Source organism: Streptomyces sp. NPDC059861 (genome assembly GCF_042731435.1).
Taxonomy (GTDB): Bacteria; Actinomycetota; Actinomycetes; order Streptomycetales; family Streptomycetaceae; genus Streptomyces.
This window is the reverse complement of record NZ_JBHWJQ010000022.1, coordinates 64,857-83,872: the sequence shown is the minus strand read 5'-3', so window position 1 is coordinate 83,872 and position 19,016 is coordinate 64,857. Positions and strand designations below refer to the sequence as shown.

At 70.7% G+C, this 19,016-nt stretch carries 16 protein-coding genes and 1 tRNA gene; 9 read left to right on the top strand and 8 right to left on the bottom strand.

Annotated elements, in window-relative coordinates; all coding sequences use genetic code 11:
• Nucleotides 1–191: 191 nt before the first annotated feature.
• Both ACFV6X_RS20590 and ACFV6X_RS20585 read right to left on the bottom strand, forming a co-directional pair.
• On the bottom strand, nt 192–830 hold the full coding sequence (locus ACFV6X_RS20590) for an ATP-binding protein (RefSeq protein WP_385385481.1): 639 nt from the start codon (nt 828–830) through the stop codon (nt 192–194).
• Between the two features lie 139 nt (nt 831–969).
• A complete protein-coding gene (locus ACFV6X_RS20585; protein ID WP_385385480.1) occupies nt 970–1,794 on the bottom strand; it encodes a glycerophosphodiester phosphodiesterase in 825 nt (274 codons plus the stop codon).
• A 237-nt stretch (nt 1,795–2,031) separates the two neighbouring features.
• Here ACFV6X_RS20585 and ACFV6X_RS20580 point away from each other — a divergent pair, with 237 nt between their 5' ends.
• Nucleotides 2,032–3,498, top strand: coding sequence for a S1C family serine protease (locus tag ACFV6X_RS20580; protein ID WP_385385478.1), 1,467 nt, complete (start codon nt 2,032–2,034; stop codon nt 3,496–3,498).
• A 297-nt stretch (nt 3,499–3,795) separates the two neighbouring features.
• Complete coding sequence (locus ACFV6X_RS20575) at nt 3,796–5,061, top strand: hypothetical protein (protein ID WP_385385476.1); 1,266 nt, start codon at nt 3,796–3,798, stop codon at nt 5,059–5,061.
• Nucleotides 5,062–5,110: 49 nt separating this feature from the next.
• On the opposite strand, the gene ACFV6X_RS20570 is transcribed toward ACFV6X_RS20575, so the two are convergent.
• The 3 genes from ACFV6X_RS20570 to ACFV6X_RS20560 all read right to left on the bottom strand — a co-directional run bounded on the left by ACFV6X_RS20570 (nt 5,111) and on the right by ACFV6X_RS20560 (nt 8,357).
• On the bottom strand, nt 5,111–6,247 hold the full coding sequence (locus ACFV6X_RS20570) for a catalase family protein (protein WP_385385474.1): 1,137 nt from the start codon (nt 6,245–6,247) through the stop codon (nt 5,111–5,113).
• A 56-nt stretch (nt 6,248–6,303) separates the two neighbouring features.
• Nucleotides 6,304–7,656, bottom strand: a complete 1,353-nt coding sequence (locus tag ACFV6X_RS20565; RefSeq protein ID WP_385385472.1) for a Dyp-type peroxidase — start codon at nt 7,654–7,656, stop codon at nt 6,304–6,306.
• Nucleotides 7,657–7,766: 110 nt separating this feature from the next.
• The gene (locus ACFV6X_RS20560; protein ID WP_385385470.1) at nt 7,767–8,357 is read right to left on the bottom strand and encodes a hypothetical protein; all 591 of its coding nucleotides are present in this window, start codon (nt 8,355–8,357) and stop codon (nt 7,767–7,769) included.
• 438 nt (nt 8,358–8,795) lie between these two features.
• Here ACFV6X_RS20560 and ACFV6X_RS20555 point away from each other — a divergent pair, with 438 nt between their 5' ends.
• Nucleotides 8,796–9,473, top strand: a complete 678-nt coding sequence (locus ACFV6X_RS20555; RefSeq protein WP_385385468.1) for a GAP family protein — start codon at nt 8,796–8,798, stop codon at nt 9,471–9,473.
• Nucleotides 9,474–9,605: 132 nt separating this feature from the next.
• Nucleotides 9,606–9,692, top strand: a tRNA-Ser gene (locus tag ACFV6X_RS20550).
• 145 nt (nt 9,693–9,837) lie between these two features.
• Here the strand turns inward: ACFV6X_RS20550 and ACFV6X_RS20545 are convergent.
• Complete coding sequence (locus tag ACFV6X_RS20545; RefSeq protein ID WP_385385467.1) at nt 9,838–10,065, bottom strand: hypothetical protein; 228 nt, start codon at nt 10,063–10,065, stop codon at nt 9,838–9,840.
• A 986-nt stretch (nt 10,066–11,051) separates the two neighbouring features.
• Here ACFV6X_RS20545 and ACFV6X_RS20540 point away from each other — a divergent pair.
• Nucleotides 11,052–13,508, top strand: coding sequence for a SpoIIE family protein phosphatase (locus ACFV6X_RS20540; RefSeq protein ID WP_385385465.1), 2,457 nt, complete (start codon nt 11,052–11,054; stop codon nt 13,506–13,508).
• Nucleotides 13,509–13,863: 355 nt separating this feature from the next.
• Here ACFV6X_RS20540 and ACFV6X_RS20535 read toward each other — a convergent pair whose 3' ends face one another.
• Together ACFV6X_RS20535 and ACFV6X_RS20530 are read right to left on the bottom strand one after the other, a co-directional pair.
• On the bottom strand, nt 13,864–14,304 hold the full coding sequence (locus ACFV6X_RS20535; RefSeq protein ID WP_385385463.1) for a hypothetical protein: 441 nt from the start codon (nt 14,302–14,304) through the stop codon (nt 13,864–13,866).
• A 42-nt stretch (nt 14,305–14,346) separates the two neighbouring features.
• A complete protein-coding gene (locus ACFV6X_RS20530) occupies nt 14,347–15,222 on the bottom strand; it encodes a bifunctional DNA primase/polymerase (RefSeq protein ID WP_385385461.1) in 876 nt (291 codons plus the stop codon).
• A 362-nt stretch (nt 15,223–15,584) separates the two neighbouring features.
• On the opposite strand from ACFV6X_RS20530, the gene ACFV6X_RS20525 reads away from it, so the two are divergent.
• The 4 genes from ACFV6X_RS20525 to ACFV6X_RS20510 all read left to right on the top strand — a co-directional run bounded on the left by ACFV6X_RS20525 (nt 15,585) and on the right by ACFV6X_RS20510 (nt 18,931).
• Nucleotides 15,585–15,908, top strand: coding sequence for a hypothetical protein (locus ACFV6X_RS20525; RefSeq protein WP_365452897.1), 324 nt, complete (start codon nt 15,585–15,587; stop codon nt 15,906–15,908).
• A gap of 223 nt (nt 15,909–16,131) precedes the next feature.
• The gene (locus ACFV6X_RS20520; protein ID WP_385385459.1) at nt 16,132–17,403 is read left to right on the top strand and encodes an OB-fold domain-containing protein; all 1,272 of its coding nucleotides are present in this window, start codon (nt 16,132–16,134) and stop codon (nt 17,401–17,403) included.
• Complete coding sequence (locus ACFV6X_RS20515; protein WP_385385457.1) at nt 17,400–17,795, top strand: MaoC family dehydratase; 396 nt, start codon at nt 17,400–17,402, stop codon at nt 17,793–17,795. The genes ACFV6X_RS20520 and ACFV6X_RS20515 overlap by 4 nt, the downstream gene beginning before the upstream one ends.
• Nucleotides 17,792–18,931 carry a lipid-transfer protein gene (locus ACFV6X_RS20510; protein WP_385385455.1) on the top strand — a complete coding sequence of 380 codons (1,140 nt, stop codon included), beginning with the start codon at nt 17,792–17,794 and terminating at the stop codon, nt 18,929–18,931. The genes ACFV6X_RS20515 and ACFV6X_RS20510 overlap by 4 nt, the downstream gene beginning before the upstream one ends.
• Nucleotides 18,932–19,016 lie beyond the last annotated feature (85 nt).

Below are 19,016 nucleotides of genomic sequence, written 5' to 3'. Positions count from 1 at the left end.
TCGGTCCTGGAGGGGGGCGGCTCCCGGCAGGCCGGCCTCCGCTGCCCGCGATCGGCCTGTGCTCCGCCGGAGCGCGTTCTGGGAGGGCGGCGGTTCGCCGTTGCCCGCCAGCGGTCCGTCCCCGGCTCGGCCCGTCGGTGTGCCTGTCACCCCGATCCCGGCCGGCGTTCCGTCGAAGCCGGCCGCCAGGCTCAGTCCAGGTCGTCGAACGCGTCCGCGAAATCCAGTTCGGGTATGGCCGACACAGGCGGGGCTGTGACACGCGTAGCGAAGTCGTCGCGGCGGTGCCCCGCAGCCGGATCGTGCACGTCGTCGTGGACCATCACCCAGACGGTGACCTCGCCCTGGGTGTCGTCCCGTACGCCCCAGTCGTCGGCCAGCGCCGTGATGATGTTGAGCCCGCGGCCGCCGTGGGCGGTCACCGAGGGTGTCGCCGGGGCCGGACGCGTCGGTCCGCCACCGTCCGTCACCTCGACCAGGAGCCTGCCGCCCTGGTCCACGCGCCACGCGGCCCGGACGTCGCCGTCCCCGGCCAGGGCATCGCCCAGCGGCCGCCCGTGTTTGCACGCGTTGCTCAAAAGTTCGGAAAGGATCAGAACGGCATCGTCGATGACCGATTCCGCCACACCGCCCCTGCGCAACTGATCGCGCATCCGGTGTCGCGCCTTGCCCACGCCCGCAGGGCCATGGGGTACGGCCATGCTCGACGACGTGGGCACCTCCTGTGCCACCACCAACGCCACCCCCGAGACCTCCTTCGCCCCACGCCACGGTGTGGATGCCCCATTGGCCTGTACCGGAAACCGGCCGGTCCAGGTCCGGAGACGCATTCGCAACGATCGGACACGGAACGAACGCGCCGGAGCACTCCCTGTAATGGACCGGTCAACGTATGGCTGGATTTCGACGGTGTGGCCGAGATCGGAGAATGGTGCAGGAAGGCCCGGAGGTCAAGGTTCGTTTCATGGATCAACGACCCAGTTGGTCCAGTACCGCGCGTGGGCGGTTGGTGATGATGGCGTCGATGCCCAGGTCAACGCAGAGATCCACGTCCTCGGGCTCGTTCACGGTCCACACGTGCACCTGGTGGCCGGCTCGCTTCAGACGCTGGATGTACGTCGGGTGATTGCGCACGATCCGAATCGAGGGGCCCGCGATTCGGACACCCGCGGGCAGCCGCCCGTCACGCAGCCGGGGTGAGAGGAACTGCAGCAGATAGACCACGGGCAGCGTCGGCGAGGCGACCCGGACGCGGTTCAGGGAGCGCGCCGAGAAGCTCATGACCCGTACGGCGGATTCCTCCGGGGAGGCCGGAGCGTCCAGCCCGAACCGCTTCAGGAGCGTCAGCAGCCGCTCCTCCACCTGCCCGGCCCATCGGGTGGGGTGCTTCGTCTCGATCGCCAGTTCCACCCGCCGCCCGGCGTCCGCGACCAGGCCGAGCAGTCGCTCCAGGGTGAGCACGGAGGTCTCGGCCGGGTCCTCCGGGCGATGCACCCAGTCGGGCTCCTCGTCCCGGTGGTGCAGTGACCCGCGGTACTTCCAGGAGCCGAAGTCCAGGGTGGCGAGGTCGGCGAGCTCCAGGGCGGAGACCGCGCCGCGGCCGTTGGACGTACGGTTGACGCGACGGTCGTGGACGCACACGAGGTGTCCGTCCGCGGTCAGCCGCACATCGCACTCCAGAGCGTCCGCCCCGTCCTCGATCGCCCTCTTGTACGCGGCCAGGGTGTGCTCGGGGGCGTCCTCGGAGGCCCCGCGGTGGGCGACGACCTGGATCTGCTGTCGTGCGTGGGTCACCCGCGTCATGGTGCCATCGGCCCCGGGTAGCCGTGGAGGCGGAGGTAATGTGGCCGCCGCCGGAATGCGACTCTTTAATAGGACTGGTCCCATATAAAGGTGAGTCGAACACCCACAGCAACCGCTTATGGTGCCCTGACGGCCTGTGGGAAAAGCTGACGGCATACAAACTCACAAGCGAGCGCAGAAACCGCCGCATCGCGCCTGACCAACAGCAGTGGACCGAGGAGACAAGCTGTGAGCACCGAGAACGAGGGCACTGCGGTACCCCCGGCCCCGTCTGCACCCCCCGTGCCGGTGGACATTCCCGCAGCCTCCCCGCAACAACCCGCACCCCCCTACGCCCAAGCCGACGACGCCACGACGGCGCCGATGCCCGTCACGCCACCCGGCGCTCCCGGCGCCCCGGAGCAGCCGCCCCATGCCCCTGGCATACCGGCGTACGCGTCGGCGAACCCCCAGGGCGGGGCCCCCGAGGGCGGCTGGCCGCCCCCGCCGCCCCCGACGCACGCGCACCCCGAGCCCGCCCCCGGCGGCCCGGGCGACGGCTCCGGCTGGGGAACGCCGCACGCGCAGCCCGCGCCGAAGCCCGGCGGACGGCGCGGTGGTCTGCTCGCCGCGGTCCTGGTGGCCGCGCTGGTCGCGGGCGGCCTGGGCGGCGGCATCGGCTACACGCTGGCCAGGGACGACGACTCCAGCTCCACCACCGTCTCCGCCTCGGACAGCGGCGGCGACCTGAAGCGTGACTCCGGCACGGTCGCCGCGGTGACCGCCAAGGCGCTGCCGAGCACGGTCACCATCGAGGCCGAGAGCAGCAGCGGCGAGGGCGGCACGGGCACGGGCTTCGTCTTCGACACCGAGGGCCACATCATCACCAACAACCACGTGGTGGCCGACGCGGTCGACGGCGGCAAGCTGACGGCCACGTTCCCGAACGGCAAGAAGTACGACGCCGAGGTCGTGGGCAACGCGCAGGGCTACGACGTGGCGGTCGTCAAGCTCAAGAACGCCCCCTCGGACCTGAAGCCGCTCACCCTGGGCGACTCCGACAAGGTGGCCGTCGGCGACTCCACGATCGCGATCGGCGCCCCCTTCGGTCTGTCGAACACGGTGACGACCGGCATCATCAGCGCCAAGGACCGCCCGGTGGCCTCCAGCGACGGCACCAGCAGCCAGGCGTCGTACATGAGCGCGCTGCAGACCGACGCCTCGATCAACCCCGGCAACTCCGGCGGCCCGCTGCTGGACGCCAAGGGCAATGTCATCGGCATCAACTCCGCGATCCAGTCCAGCAGCAACGGCGGCTTCGGCACCGGCCAGTCCGGCTCCATCGGCCTGGGCTTCGCCATCCCGATCAACCAGGCGAAGTACGTCGCCCAGGAACTGATCAAGACGGGCAAGCCGGTGTACGCGAAGATCGGCGCGTCCGTCTCCCTGGAGGACTCGAGCGGCGGCGCGAAGATCACCGACACCGGTGCGGGCGGCACGGACCCGGTCGAGGCGGGCGGCCCCGCCGACAAGGCCGGCCTGAAGCCCGGCGACGTCATCACCAAGCTCGACCAGACGGTGATCGACAGCGGTCCGACCCTGATCGGCGAGATCTGGACCCACAAGCCCGGCGACAAGGTGACGATCACCTACGAACGCGGCGGCAGGACCGACACGGTCGACGTCACCCTGGGCTCCCGCGTCGGCGACAGCTGACCCCGGGCGGGCCCGCCCGCCGACCGACAGGGGCGTCCCTCACCGAGGGGCGCCCCTTCCGCATGGCCCGACGGGCGGGTTCCGCGGTGCACCGCTTCCGCGTTGCAGCGGGCCGGCGGCGGGCAGAGACTGGCATTGGTGGTTGTGCCACCGGAAGTCCCCCTCGCGGTGCGGGCCATGCGCCGCGCCCGCTTCCGAGCCATGACACACCTTCCCGACTCCGCCCATGGCATCGTGCGCCCCTTCGAGGAGCCGGCGCGCCGCCGCCCTTTCCCGATCCACGGATGGAGCGGCTCCATGTACGCACTCCGGAACCTGAGAGCGGGCGCCCTGGCACTGGCCGGCGTCTTCACGCTGCTGGCCGCGCAGTCGGCCGGTGCGGCCGTTCCGGCCCAGACCGCGCGGGACCCGTTGCCGCAGGTCTCCTGTGCGTGGCCGGCCGTGGTGAGCCCGGACAGGCTGAACTTCGCGTTCCCCGAGACGAACGCGACGTACTGGCTGATGCCGTACCGCCTTGGTCAGGGCGACCGGATACGTGTGGAGGGGACCTACCCGTCGGCTCGCTTCACGTCGCTGACCTCCTACGACGTCAAGGGATCACCGATCGACTCGCTCGCCGACTACGAGATCGCCCCCAGCCCGGGCAGCCGGAACCCCTTCAGTGCCCCGAACGCGGGCAGCGACCCGGCGCAGCACAAGTACCAGGTCACGCTGGAGGAGGGCGTCGCGGCGGGCTCCGGAGGCAACGTTCTCGCGGGTACGAGCGGGAGTGCCACGTCCGGGACCGGCATCCTCGCACTGCGGATCTATGTGCCCGCCGAGGCGTCCGACCCCGCGGGTGAGGTCCCGCTGCCCTCCCTGTCGATACAGAGGGACGACGGCAGCGTCCGTTCGCTCTCGCCGTGCGCGGGTGCGGACTCGACGCAGGGCGCCGACGGTCCGCTGGCCGGCTACATCAGGGACCTGGTCAAGGACAACGCGCCTCCCGGAGGCTTCGAGGGATGCGGGGAGGCGAGCGTGAAGAGCCCGGGCTTCGCCGTGCCCAACAAGGCAGGCGGCCTGTTCCCCAACCCGTACAACAAGTACCTGTGCACGCCGATGTCGTATGAATCCGGCCGCATCGCCGTGGTCCGTGGCAAGGCCGCGACCTTCCCCAACACCCGGGAAGGCCAGTCGGTGCTGATGAGAACTCAGCTCCGGTACTGGTCCCTCTGCCAGAACCAGTGGCAGCTTCCCTACCCCTCCAGCAGTTGTGCCGCCGACTACCAGACGGCCCTGGACGAGGAGGGGCGCTACACCGTCGTGGTCTCCACCTCGCAGGACCGACCCGCCAACGCGACCACCGCCGACAGCGTGACATGGATGGACTGGGGTCCCACCAACGTCGACAGCATCCTGCTCTTCCGCAACATGTTGCCGGCCGCGGACTTCCCCCAGGCCGTCCAGAACGTCCAGAAGGGCCAGGACCCCGCATCCGTGATGGGGGACTACGCCCCGACCATCACCTACTGCACGAAGGCCGCGTTCGAGCAGGGCGGACCGGACGCCTGTCCGGCGCCGTGAGGGAGTGAGAGGGAACCACCGACGCAGGACGCCGGCTGAGAACCTTCGTTCACCGTGGGTCTTCCGCTCCGAGCACCTCGCCGGCGCTGCGCGGTTCGGTGCGCGGCTGCTGGTTGAGCTGGTGGCGCTCGATGGAGGATCGCCGGTAGACCTCCTTGCGGGCCCGCATGATGTTGCCCAGCGGGGCGTGCTCGGCGGTGACCCGCCAGGGGGTGAAGGACAGCGAGTCCATCTTCTCCAGGTTCTCCGGGCCGGAGATGTCCTGCCGCGGCAGCCGCAGTTTCGCCACGGTGACGGACGGCGAGAGCTGTTCGGGCCATTCGACGGTGGTGTCCTCCACCGGCATGCGGTCCAGGTCGGCGCAGAGCTGCACCTGGATGTCGAAGGCGTAGGGCCGCTCCCGCAGTTCGCCCTGCAGCGCCGGTCGGAAGACCTCTGCCGCCGAGGTCGGGTCGATGTCGCGCCGGACCACCGCGGCGGCGAAGACAGGGTCGGGGGCGATGCGCACCTTGGCGATGTAGTCCCCGTGCCGTACCGCGCCCATGGTCCAGTAGGTCGACAGCAGGACGTTCGCCGGAGGGGTTTTCGACAGGCGCAGGAAGGCGAGGAACTCGTCCCACGCCCAGTTGCCCTGGGCCAGCGTTCCCTTCCCGGTCACGAACTCGGTGAAGAAGCGATGTGCGCCGGGGCGGCCCTGGGAGAAGTAGGCGGGCGCGTTCAGGAACAGTTCCTGGATGAACAGGTAGTGCTCGACCGTGTTGCAGAAGAAGATCGGGCCGTTGATGTTGGCGTAGTCGAACGTGCCCGTGTCCGGTTCGTCTTCCAGCAGGGTCGGCCCAGGGATGTCGAAGATCTTCAGCGCCAGTCCGGTGGCGGCGCCCAGTCGCGCGTCGGCTCCGGCGTGCGGTGAGCCGTTGGAGAAGCGGACGAGCGCATCGTGGGTTCCCGCAGTCGCGTAGATCCCCTGGGCGTACTCCGGGGGCAGCCCGTCCAGGATCTCCACTTCGCCGCGGACCAGCCCGTAGCCCTTGGCATGCGCGTCACGGAGGGCGTTCCCGGTGCCGCCGGCGCTGACCGACTCGGCGATGTAACTCTCGGTCCTCTCGATCACCGTCTGCAGGTTCTTGTCGAAGTGCGGGTCGTCGTCTTCGACGTCAGGCGTGTAGGGGACGAACTGTCGTGCCATGACTTCGACCTCTCCTCGGAGAGCGCGATCGGACCTCGGAGGGTGGGCGACCGCCCTCAGCCCTCCAGTTCGGCGAGCCAGCGCAAAGCGCGCAGACCCGGTACGAAGCAGTACTCACCGCCCCGGGTGACGACGAAGCTGGGCAGGTTCTGCAGACGACGTCGGACCGGCTTCTCCGGGATGGTGACGCTGCCGGTTCCGCCGTGATGCCCGGCCACCGGATCCTGCTCGCCGGGGTGGCCGATGAAGTTGCCGTCGTTGACCCACTCGGCCTTGATGAACTCGAACTGCCGTTCCAGGTGGGCGCCGAGGAAGACGCCGACCAGGCCCCGGTCGGCGCCGTCGTCCTCCAGTACGTCCTCGGGCAGCGGCGGCCCGTAGGTGGTGCCTCGGCGGATGAGGCGGTGCATCCGTGCGTCTCCGATGATGGTGGCGTCGCGGGGGTTGGTGCGCCGGATGTGCGCACCGGCGGGGCAGCGGAACCCCCGGTCGTCCTTCTCCCGGTACAGGAAGTTGTTGACACGGTGCGGATCGGCCGCCAGCTCGGGGTCGTCCTGCTCCGGCGCCAGCGCCAACGGCGCCCCGCTGGGCCAGCGCCCGACCATCTTCGCCGCCAGGAGCGCCTCCTCCTCGGCGCCGGAGCTGTTCGCCCGCAGGTACCGGCGCCAGGCCGCCACGTTGGTATGGATCTTGCGTACGGCCGCGTAGGTCCCGTTGCGCCCCAGGGCGTCGGGGCTGGGCATGGGCGGCAGGCTGCCGGTTTCGTCGGGGTAGCCGAGGATGAACTCGCCCGCCTTGATGGGGGCTTCCTGTGGGTTCGAGCCGGGCAGCCCGACGCCCTCGATGTTCGGATGGCTGATGCCGTCGCGGAAGCCGAAGGTGGTGCGCCCGGTCGGGAGCTGGTGGACGTCCTGCTGCCAGATCACCTGGACACCTGGTGTGTCCTCGTAGGCGACACGTGCCCGCTCCAGCTCCTTCTCCAGCAGCGCCGCATCGGAGGAGAGGGCGCTCAGGGCGATGTGGACGTCGCCCGTTCCGAACGGTGTCTCCCAGTGGGCCGGCGCACTCTCGCCCACGTCGCCGATCAGGTGCGCACGAGCGGCCATGCCCTCGCGGAACGCCTGCGGAAAACTGTCCAGCGACTCCTGTGGCACCCCGAGGGCTCTCAGTCCCTCGTAGGTGAACGCCACAGCCACCCAGGCCTCCTGGCTCCGATCCGCGCCGGGCAGGCCACCCGCCGTCACCGGGATCAACCGCCGCAGCAGTGCGCGCCCGGCGTGGCGGTCGTCGACGCGCAGGAAGACGTACTTCCCCTCGTACGGGACGGGCCGCGGACGCAGGGCCCCGCTCTGGACGTCGTCGATCTCGACGTGCACGTCGGCGGCGCTGCCGCTGTCCGCGGTGTTCATGATCGCTTGTGCCTCCCCATCGGTCTGACAGCCTCTGCGGGAGCCACCGCGCCCGCCGACGCGATCCGCCGGATGTCGGGTCGGTTCCGCACGGTGGTGGTGTCCGGGGCCTAGGCCGAGGCTTCCTCCAGCAGCTTCTGGAAGGCCGGCGTGGCCACCAGCTCCGCGTTCGCCGGGTTCTCCAGCGCCGCCCGGAACTCAGAGGTGTCCAGAACCTCCTCGAACGCCTCCTCCACGCGGTGGTCCTTGTAGATCTGCTGGACGGTCAGATCGGGATAGGCGCTGACGAAGACCCCAGCGGGTGCCTGGTGGGCGACGAACCAGTCCTTCACCCCTGGATCCTTGACGCCGGGGAACCCTTCGCTGTGCGAGAAGACCTGGTCGAAGCGGGCCCCGACCACCGTCTTGGCGAAGTCGTCGATGTAGGTGTCCCAGGAGCCGTCGAAGACGCTGGCGAACATGAACCGCGTGTCGTTGTCGAAGATCACGTGCCGTGCGTCATGCAGGGTGCCGATCTGGCGCACCGCCGCATGAACCCTCTCGCTGTCCGCCGCGTCGGCGAGCCTGGCGAGATCCTCACGGAGTGCGTCCGCCTCGCCCGGCTTGATCCTGGTGAAGACGGTGAACTCGCTGCAGACCCCGTCCGACCGGCCTGGCCGCTCGGGGTGAGCTGACGGGGCCGCACCTGTCGTCGCAGTCATCGTGAGATTCTCCTGCCGTCGATCGGTGCGAGGGTCGCCAAGCGCGCCCGGACATGAGGCGCCATCGCCCTCACTTCTCCATCCTCACTTCAGGTGTGATGCCCTGCATCTCGGCCCCCGGGCCGTGGTCGTCCGGGGGATTTCTTGGAATCCCGGGGATTCCTTGGAAGGGGGGAGGCCGATGAGGGCCGGGGCCGGGGGTCCTCGCGTCCTGCGAGGCTCCCTAGGACAGATCGGGCCGGACGCAGGAAGATGGAAGCGGGGTGACGTGCCGCGTAGCCGTCCCCACCCTTCTCGGGCAGCACTTCCGCGCAGCCGTGAAGCCAGTGGCGTAGCCGATCGCGCGACGCCCCGTTGCGCCGCCGAGGCGTTCGGGCATCCGCTTCCGCCAGGCCCCGCTCGCCCGGATCGCCACCCGAACCCCGCACGGAGGCCACCATGGGCGAAGTTCTCGGTGACGTGCTGGGGTTCGCGGCCGCCGTCGCGGTCAGCCCGCTCCCGATCATCGCGGTCATCCTCATACTCGCCACGCCTCGGGGGCGTCTCAACGGAGTGCTCTTCACGGTCGGCTGGGTCCTGGGCCTCTCGGCGCTGGGCGCGGTGATGCTGGCGATCGCCTCTCCCGCAGGAGCCTCCACGAACGGTCAGCCCGCCACCTGGGTGGGAGCCCTCAAGCTCGCTCTGGGCCTGTTCCTCCTCCTCTTCGGCGTCCGGCAGTGGCACCGGCGCCCGAAGGATCCCTCGCAGGCCAAGCTGCCGAAGTGGATGGGTGCGATCGACCGCCTCACTCCGGTCAAGGTCTTCGCACTCGGACTGGCCCTGGCCGCGCTCAACGCCAAGAACGCCCCGCTGACCATCGCCGCGGGCGCCACGATCGGCTCAGCCGGACTGCCGCTCGGGCAGCAGATCGCGTCGCTGGCCATCTTCGTCCTGATCGCCACCCTCGGGCTGCTGGTCCCGCTCGGTGTCTTCCTGCTCGGGGGAGAGCGAGCGAAGACCACGCTCGGGAACTGGAAGGACTGGGCAGCTCAGCACAACGTCGCCGTCATGGCGGTCCTGTTCTTCGTTCTCGGGTCGAAACTGCTCGGCGACGGCATCAGCGTCCTCACCTCCTGACACCGAGGGCGCTTCCGGGCGGATCGCTCCACGGCGTGGGCGGCAGCCGGGGACCCCGTGCGGACCACAGCCCCCAGGCACCGGCGCCTCCCGGTACTCTGTATCCGCTCCGCCACTGGTGGGCGGCGCGGAGGTGGGTTGCCCGAGCGGCCTAAGGGAACGGTCTTGAAAACCGTCGTGGCAGCGATGTCACCGTGGGTTCAAATCCCACACCCACCGCGGTAGGTCAGAAGCTTGCAGGTCAGAAGGGGTGCCACTCTCCGGAGCGGCACCCCTTCCACCTGACCTTGTCTCATCCTGGCTCGCCGGTTTCCCAGCTCTGACCAGGGTGTGCGGCCAACCTGCGGCCAGGATTCACGGCCCCTCACCCCGCTCTCGCCCTCGCCAATCCCTGCTCGATCAGCGCGTTCATCCGCGCCTCCTCGCCGTCCAGCACCTTGGCGTAGTAGCACTGGAGTACCGCGACGCTCTGGTCGGCACGCCGGGCCGTCTCGGCGAGGCTCACCCCAGAGCGGAGCCAGAACGACACGCACGCGTGCCGCAGGTCGTACGGGATGGCGGCGAGTGGGGAAGCCTCCTGTGCGGCGGTCAACGCCTCCCTGCGAGCCTCCTTCCACACCGCGCCGTACTACTGTGACCGGACCGGGCCACCTCGCACGGCACTGAACAGACGGCCCTCGGTCGTGGTGCCGACCGCTTCGAGGTGGGCGCGGACCGCGCGGTGGGCCCGGTGCTCGAGCTGCTTCCTCGTACGGCTTCCCGTCGTCGGTCCGGGCCGATCCCACCTGCGGCCGGGCGCCGGCGAGCATGAGCCGCCCCCACCCTTCCGCTGGAAGGTCGCACTGGTCGGCGCTCAGCATGGACACCTCTTCGGGTCGCATCGCGGCGTAGTAGATGCAGGTGAAGAACGCGACCAGGTGGGCGCCGCGTGGACCTTGTGCGCGGACCGCGTCGAGCAGGGCCCGCGCTTGTGCGGGCGTGGCGACGCTGCGTACGTCCAGCTCCTCTACCGCCTTGGGCGTCTCCCAGTGCACACGGAGCAGGGGGTTGCCGGGCAGCAGCTCGTGTTCCACGGCCAGACGCAGGCAGTTGCTGAGCACGGCGCGGCGGCGCCGGAACGTGTTGGCGGCAGCCGCCTTGCCGTCCTGTCGCATGGCCAGGTGCTCAAGCACCGTGCGCACGCGCTTGGCGTTGTCCAGGTCGACCACCCTGCCGGGGGTGCTGGCGTTGGAGAGGTATGCGACCAGTGGTGACCACCGATCTCCGGTCGAGCAGTGCCAAGGCAAGATCAAGCACCTTGTCGAGCCGACCACGGCGACAGTCGGGGAAACGTCGCGGAGGCCGGCCGCAGAGAATGCTTGCTTCCTGGGCGCCGTTCCCGGGCTGCCGCACGCATGCCGTCCACTTGCTGCGCCCGCCTCGCAGCCCGTCAGCGGGCTTGCCTGACCGACCTGGTATCAGCCACGGCTGCGACGTTGTCACAGGGCAGAGCGCTGTCTTGTCATTGCCCCGTAAGAGGCAAATTTACTTCTATGCCCCATGTCGCCCATTCCCAAGCCGTCGGAGGACGACAGCTCGATGACCAGCACCGACCGAGTGACACTCGGTAGGCAGATACACGCGTCTGACATATCCGACACGGCGTTCGCGCTGCTCGACGAGCAGGGGACGGTGGTGGCCTGGACGCAGGCCGCTCAGCACCTTGTCGGATACTCCGCCGGCGAGGTGGTCGGCCGGTCCGCCGCACTCGTCCTGCCGTCCTTCGGTGAAGCGTCGGCGATGCCCGCGTTCGTCGAGCAGTGCCGTGCCCGGAACGGCTGGTTGGGCGCGACGGCGGTGCGCCACCGGGACGGCCAAGTGCTCGACGTCGGCCTGCGGATCTCGCCTCTGCAGGGGCAGGACGGTGCGGTGCGGTCGCTTGCGACCGTGACCGACATCGGCGTGCAGTCCGGGGACGCGGCGAGCGGATCGGTGTGGGGGGCGATCCTTGACCGCGCGCCGATCGGCGTCTCTGTTCGTGACCTGCAGCTGCACTGCACCTGGGTGAACGACGTGATGGAGAGCCACGACGGCATTTCCCCTGGCCGGCGGCTCGGATGTCGAGTCACCGATGTGCAGTCCGGTGTCGAGGCCGCAACGATCGAGGCGATGTTGCGGCAGGTGCTGGCGAGCGGCACCACCACGGTCCACGAGTACCGCACGTGGCTGCCGGCGAGTCTGGGCCAGGAGCACCCGTTCGCGGTTTCGTTCTCCTGCCTCCAAGGCGCCGACGGCCAGCCCCGGGGGGTATGCAACATCAGCGTCGACGTCGCCGAGAGCCGACGGGTGCGCGAGCGCCTCGCCGTCCTCGGCGAGGCCGGCACGCGCCTTGGCAGCACCCTGGACGTGATGCAGACCGGCCAGGAACTGGCCGATCTCGCCGTCCCCCTGTTCGCCGACCTCGTCACGGTGGACCTGGAGCAGTCGGTCCTGCGCGGCGAGGGGGCTCCGGTCCGCATCGGCGCGGTGGGCGAGCGCCTGCCCGTGTTCCGGCGTGCCGGTCTGGCCTCGATCCGCCCAGGGAGCACCGAATCCGCGTGGGGGCGCGGTGAGCGGGTCCCCGTGCCGCCCGACTCACCCTTCACCGATATCCTGCGCACCGGGAGGCCCCATCTGGAGCCGATCCTGGACACCGCGCCAGGCACATGGATCGACCAGAACCCTGCACTGGCGCAGAGGATCCGCGAGAACGGCATGCACTCCGTGATGGTCGTCCCCATCCGCGCGCGGCGCGTCCTGCTGGGCGCGGCGTTGTTCGTCCGCACCGAGAACCCGGTGCCGTTCCAAGAGTGCGATCTGCTCCTGGCCGAAGAGCTCGTCGGCCGCGCCGCGGTGTCGTTGGACAACGCTCGCCGGTACTGCCGCGAGCAGACCGCGGCCCTGGCGCTCCAGTGCAATCTGCTCCCACGCCGTCTCAGGGGAGGCTTGGCGGTGGAGGCGGCCTCGCGCTACCTGCCCGCCGACGCGGACCGCGGTGTCGGGGGTGACTGGTTCGACGTGATCCCGCTGTCCGGCGCCCGGGTGGCCCTCGTCGTCGGCGATGTGGTTGGACACGGCATCAACGCCGCCGCGGCCATGGGCAGCCTCCGCACCGCCGTACGCACGCTCGCGGACATGGAGCTGCCTCCCGACGAAGTGCTGGCCCGCCTCGACGACACGGTCCAGCGACTGGCGGAAGAGGACACCGATGACTCGGACCAGGCTGCCACCGTGGTGGGCGCCACCTGTCTGTACGCCGTCTACGACCCGGTCACCCGGAAGTGCACCATGGCCACGGCCGGACACCTCCCGCCCGCGATCATCGACCCGCAGGGCCGGGTGACCTTCCCCGACCTTCCCGCCGGAGCCCCGCTCGGCATCGGGCTGGGGGTCCTCTTCGAGGCCGTGGAGCTGGAACTGCCCGAGGGGAGTCTCGTCGCCCTGTACACCGACGGCCTGGTCGAGACCCGCGAGGACGACATCGAAGGGGGAATGCACCGCCTGGGCACCGCCCTCGCGCAATCGGATCTCTCTCTGGAAGGCCTCTGCACCCGCGCGATGGAGACCGTCCAAGGTCAAGCGGCGTGCGACGACGCCAGCCTGCTCCTGGTCCGCACCCACGCACTCAGCCCGAACCAGGTCGCCTCCTGGACACTGCCAAGCGACGACACCACTGTCCGCCGCGCCCGGAACCTGACAGCCAGTCAACTGGCCGAATGGGGCCTGGACGGTCTTGAGGATTCCACGAAGCTGATCGTCAGCGAACTGGTCACCAATGCCGTCCGCCACAGCACCAGCCCGATCGATCTGCGTCTGACCTGGCACCAGGTCCTGACCGTCGAAGTGTCGGACACCGGCGCCGGCTCCCCGCGTCCGCGTAACGCGGGCACCACCGACGAGCACGGACGCGGCCTCTTCCTCGTCTCCCAGCTGTCCCGCAGATGGGGCACCCGCCCGACACCGGGCGGCAAGGTCGTCTGGGCCGAGGCCGACCTTGCCCACGCATCCGGCCTCTGATCGATTGCCCGTCGGGGCGCCGACGTCAAGTGGGTGAGGTGATCGATCCCTGACGACTTCACCTTCCCAAGGTGAGGGCCTAGGCACCGTCGTCACGAGCCGGCCGTCGTGGCTTGCTCCGGCCGATGGCAACGGAGCTGTAGCTGAGGCCGGTGGGGTACGGCGAGGCGCACGCGCGCCTGAACCGTCAAGACACCCGCCACCGTGACTGACTGTCGTGAGCTGCGGGAAAACAGGGGGACATCAGCGAAGGATGACTGTCCAGCGTTCGACCCACCGATGCCACTCACCGTCCGCTCCCCGGATCGGGATGCGCGACCTCTTCCCTCGCCGCTCCCGGGCCCGTCGGTCTGGCTCAGAGTTCGTGGTTCTGTGCCAGTCCCTCCCAGTCCAGGGCCAGCAGGCCCGCATCCGCCTCGTGTCCCGACGGCGTCGCCGGTGTCGGCTGGAACCAGACCACCGTGAGGCGGGAACGGTGCAGGACCGGGTCGAGCGGGTCGTGGGACCCGTCCACCGGCGTGGAGCGGAACGCCCCGGCGCAGCCCACCGCAGGCAGGACCTCCACCGGGCCGAAGCCGCCCGCCTGCTGGTCGGGGTACTCGCGCTGCGGTGGGATCAGGTGGACCCGGGTCGTCGGCCAGGCGCGTTGCGCGCCCCGCACCAGCGCGTTGATCTTCATGTCGTTGATCTGCTCACAGGGACAGCCCTCCAGCATGTCGCCGTACGTCGACGTCATGCGCAGCTCGGTCAGTTCGATCGAACGGCCGGAGGAGAGGAGGACCCGGGTCAGCGACATGGGCCCACATTAGGGTGAGCGCGCGGGGCCGATCACCCGGTTTCACGGGCGGTGCCCGGTCAGGCGGGCGGCCGAGGCGATCGTCGCCCGCGCCTCCCGCTCGCTGAGCCCCGTCCCGAGGGCCGCCTCGATCAGCGCGGGGAGCAGGTCCGGGGCCAGCCCGTTCTCGTAGGCGCGGCAGGCCGCCCAGAACAGGCGGGTGTTGCGCTGACCCTCGTGCGCGGCGAGGACGAACTGGACGAGGCCCTGGCCGTGGCCGCCGCCGTGCCCGGTACTGGAGTTCGGCGTGGTGGGCGTGCGGGGCGGTGGCAGGAGCAGGCGGAGCAGGGCCGGTGGGCAGAGGGCCGGGGCCAGGTGGGCCGTGCCGGGCGCGGCGCCGTAGACGCCGTGGTCGGTACGGGAGCCGGGGCCGACGAGGTAGCCGCCGGCGCCGCGGATGTCGATGCCGGGGGCGAGGCGGCCCGCCGAGTTGGGGACGACGGTGTCCGGGGGGCCGGTGAGCCACAGGTGCCGGCCGCCGCTGGGGGTGAGGACGACCACCGTCTCCGGGATCGTGAACAGATGCCGCAGTGCCAGTTCGCGCAGGGCGGCCGAGGAGTCCGTGCCCGACTTGGTGTCCAGGTCGACGCCGATCAGATGGTGCGGTGGCAGCCCGCAGGCGATGCCGTAGCCGGTGGCCCAGGGTGCGGCGGCGAACAGTTCGCGGATCCGGCGCGGGTCGGTCGAGGCGTCGTACACCCCGTGTCCGAAGCGGCCGCATTCCCCGTGGCAGGCGGGGGCCTCGGGGTCGGTTCGGTGGGGGGAGCGGAGGGCCGGGAGCTTGGTCCGGGACAGGGGGATGACGGCCAGGCCGCGTTCGGCGGCTGACAGGGCGTGTGCGAGGGCCAGCGTCGTGGCCTGCCGGTCGATGGTGGCCATGCCTCTATTTTCGTACGAGTGTTCGAAGAAGGGAAGAGGGGGCACGCTCGACGCGCCGGTGACCAGGCGATTGTCGGAAAAGTTGGCGGAACGCTTCCCCTCTTGTGTCCCTTGGTGAGGAGGCGTCCCGTGTGCCCTGAAGCGCGGGCTCAACATGGCCTAAGGGGTTTATCGACTTGTCATCACGCTTGAGGGCGAATCACCACTTCCGGGGTGGTTCGCCGGGGATTCGGTGGGCAATCCTGATCTCGCGACGTCGTGCTCACACCGCCGGGGCGGTCGGCCAACCGCCCTGGTGAAAGCCGTACTTCACGCGCTCGAGGCCATCCGGCCGGGCGTATTTGCTACTGGAGGAACCCAACATGGCAAGCATCCGTACCGCTCGCGTGGTCGCCGCCGTCTCCGCCCTTCCGCTCGCAGCCGCCCTCTTCGCCGGTGTTGCGACGGCGGACAACGGCTCCTTCGCGGACAACGGATCGACCGCCTCCGTCACCAACGCGTTCGCGGGCATCATCGGCAGTGGTGTCGGCGACGACAACAACGGCAACTCGTCGACCACGCAGCAGCAGGCGGTCGGCGCGGGCGCCTCGAACCAGAGCAACACCGCGCAGGTCGACGACTCGGCGTACACGGCCATCCAGCAGGGCAACGAGAACGTCGCCGTCAACTTCTACCCCTGGTGGTGATCTGAGGGGGCCGGTGCGCGGCGCCGGTCCCCTCGACTCGCGTGTGGGGCGTGTTCAGTGGGGTGAACAAGGTCAGTCCGCGCGGCGGTGCTTCTGCACCGCCGCGCAGACGTTCTCCCTCCCGCCGTCGGTCGCGCCCGTCCCTTGCGTGTACCGGCCTTGACAGTCCCCCCTTGCCTGACGGACAGTCAGAAACCGTCCGAGGGAAGGGATTACGACGGCCATGGCTGACGACGACGACCTGTTCGCGCGCCTCAAGGCCTACGAGGGGCGTCCCGCCACGCTCGCCGGCACCGGCAAGGACCCGGTCAACCTGCCCATGATCCGGCACTGGTGCGAGGCCCTCGGCGACACCAACCCGGCGTACACCGGCCCTGGCGCCGTCGCCCCGCCCACCATGCTCCAGGCCTGGACGATGGCCGGCCTCTCCGGGCCCAAGGCTCCGGCCCACCCGGGCTTCCACGCTTCGGCCGTCTTGGGGCCCAGTGCTCCGGGCGTCCCGGGGCCCGACGTGCCGGCCGTCCCGGGCCCGAGTGCTCCGGCCGCCCCCGGCTCCGGTCCCGCCGCCTCCGCCCCGGCCCGCTCGGCAGGTTCCGCCGCTTCCGCCCCTGGCCGCTCGGCAGGTTCCGCCGCTTCCGCCCCTGGCCGCTCGGCAGGTTCCGCCGCCTCCGCCCCAGGCCGCCCGGCAGGTCCCGCCACTTCTGCCCCTGCCCCTGATCCCGCCGCCCCCGGCTCCGGTCCCGCCTCCGCCCCGGCCCGCTCGGCAGGTTCTGCCGCTTCCGCCCCTGCCCGCCCCTCCGGCCCCCCGGACCGGACACCGGCCTACGACGAACTTCTCGGGATGCTCGACGAGGCCGGCTGCACCTCGGTCGTCGCCACCGACTGCGAGCAGGAGTATCTGCGCCCCCTGCGCCCCGGCGACGAGATCACCTTCGACACGGTGATCGAGTCGGTCTCGCCGAGGAAGACCACCAAGCTGGGCACCGGCTACTTCGTCACCACCCGCACCCGCGTCCACGCCGCCGGCGAACTCGCCGGGACCCACCGCTTCCGCATCCTCAAGTACGCCCCCGCCCAGCGGCAGCGGACCCCGGCAGAGACCCGGCCCCGCCCCGTCGTGAGCCGAGACAACGCCGGCTTCTGGGAGGGTGTCCGGCGGCACGAGCTGCTGATCCAGCGCTGCACCGGCTGCCGCACCCTGCGGTTCCCCTGGCTCCCCGGCTGCGCCGCGTGCGGCGGCCTCGACTGGGACACCGTCCGGGCGGCCGGGGACGGCACGGTCCATTCGTACGTCGTCATGCACCACCCGCCCTTCCCGGCCTTCGGCCCGCCCTACGCCGTCGGCCTGGTCGAGCTGGCGGAGGGCGTGCGGATCGTCAGCAACGTGGTCGGGGTGCCGTACGACAAGGTGCGGATCGGGATGCGGGTGCGGCTGGAGTTCCGGCGGTACGACGACGAGTTGGTGCTGCCCGTCTTCCGGGGAGGGCTGTCGTGAAGGTGGGGGACGAGCTGCCGCCGCTGGAGATCGCGATCACCCGCACCCTGATCGTGGCCGGGGCGATCGCCTCGCGCGACTACCAGGACGTGCACCACGACCCGGAGCTCGCCCGGCAGAAGGGCTCGCCGGACGTCTTCATGAACATCCTGACCACGAACGGCCTCGTCGGCCGCTATCTCACCGACCACTTCGGCCCCGCCGCCGTCCTGCGCAAGGTCGCCATCCGGCTCGGCGCGCCCAACCACCCGGGCGACACCATGGTGCTGAACGGCCGCGTCGAGGCGGTCGACGGGCCGACCGCCGTGATCCGCGTGACCGGCGACAACGGCATCGGCCGGCACGTCACCGGCACGGTGACCCTCACGCTGCCCGCCGGGGGCACCTCGTGAGGGCCGCGATCGCCGGCATCGGCGCGACCGAGTTCTCCAAGGACTCCGGGCGCAGCGAACTGCGCCTGGCCGTCGAGGCGGTGCGTGCGGCGCTCGACGACGCCGGGCTGACGCCCGCCGACGTGGACGGCATGGTGACCTTCACCATGGACACCAACCCGGAGATCACCGTCGCCCGGGCATGCGGCATCGGCGAGCTGTCCTTCTTCTCCCGCGTCCACTACGGCGGTGGCGCGGCGTGCGCGACCGTGCAGCAGGCGGCGCTGGCGGTGGCGTCCGGGGCGGCGGAAGTGGTCGTCTGCTATCGCGCGTTCAACGAACGTTCGGGCCGCCGCTTCGGTTCCGGCGTCCGGCACCGGGAGCCGACGGCTGAGGGCGTCGCGCTGGGCTGGGTGATGCCCTTCGGGCTGCTGACGCCCGCGTCCTGGGTGGCGATGGCGGCGCAGCGGTATCTGCACACGTACGGGCTGACCTCCACGGATGCCTTCGGGCCGGTCGCCGTCATGGCCCGCCGGCACGCCGCGGCCAACCCGGCGGCGTACTTCCACGGCCGCCCCGTCACCCTCGCCGACCACGCCGCCTCCCGCTGGATCGCCGAACCGCTGCGGCTGCTGGACTGCTGCCAGGAGACGGACGGCGGCCAGGCCCTCGTCGTCACCTCGCCCGAACGCGCGCGGGATCTGCGGCACCGCCCCGCCGTTATCGCGGCGGCAGCCCAGGGGGCGGGGCGCGCGCAGGAGCAGATGACGAGCTTCTACACCGGCGACCTGACCGGGCTGCCGGAGGCCGCGGTGGTGGCGCGGCGGCTGTGGCGGACGGCGGGCTGCGGCCCGGCCGACATCGACGTGGGGATCCTGTACGACCACTTCACGCCGTTCGTGCTCATGCAACTCGAGGAGTACGGGTTCTGCGGACGCGGCGAGGCGGCCGCCTTCGTCGCCGAGGACCGGCTGCCGATGAACACGCACGGGGGCCAGCTCGGGGAGGCGTACCTGCACGGCATGAACGGGATCGCGGAGGCGGTACGGCAGCTGCGCGGCACGTCCGTGAACCAGGTGCGGGGGGCGGAACGGGCGCTGGTGACGGCGGGGACGGGCGTGCCGACGTCGGGACTGGTGCTGACGTCCGGGAGGTGAACGCACCCGGCACCCCACAAGGGCGGCGCCCTCCGGAAGCCCCCGTTCCAGGCCCCGTTCCTCGCGCCCCCTAGGGGGCGCACCC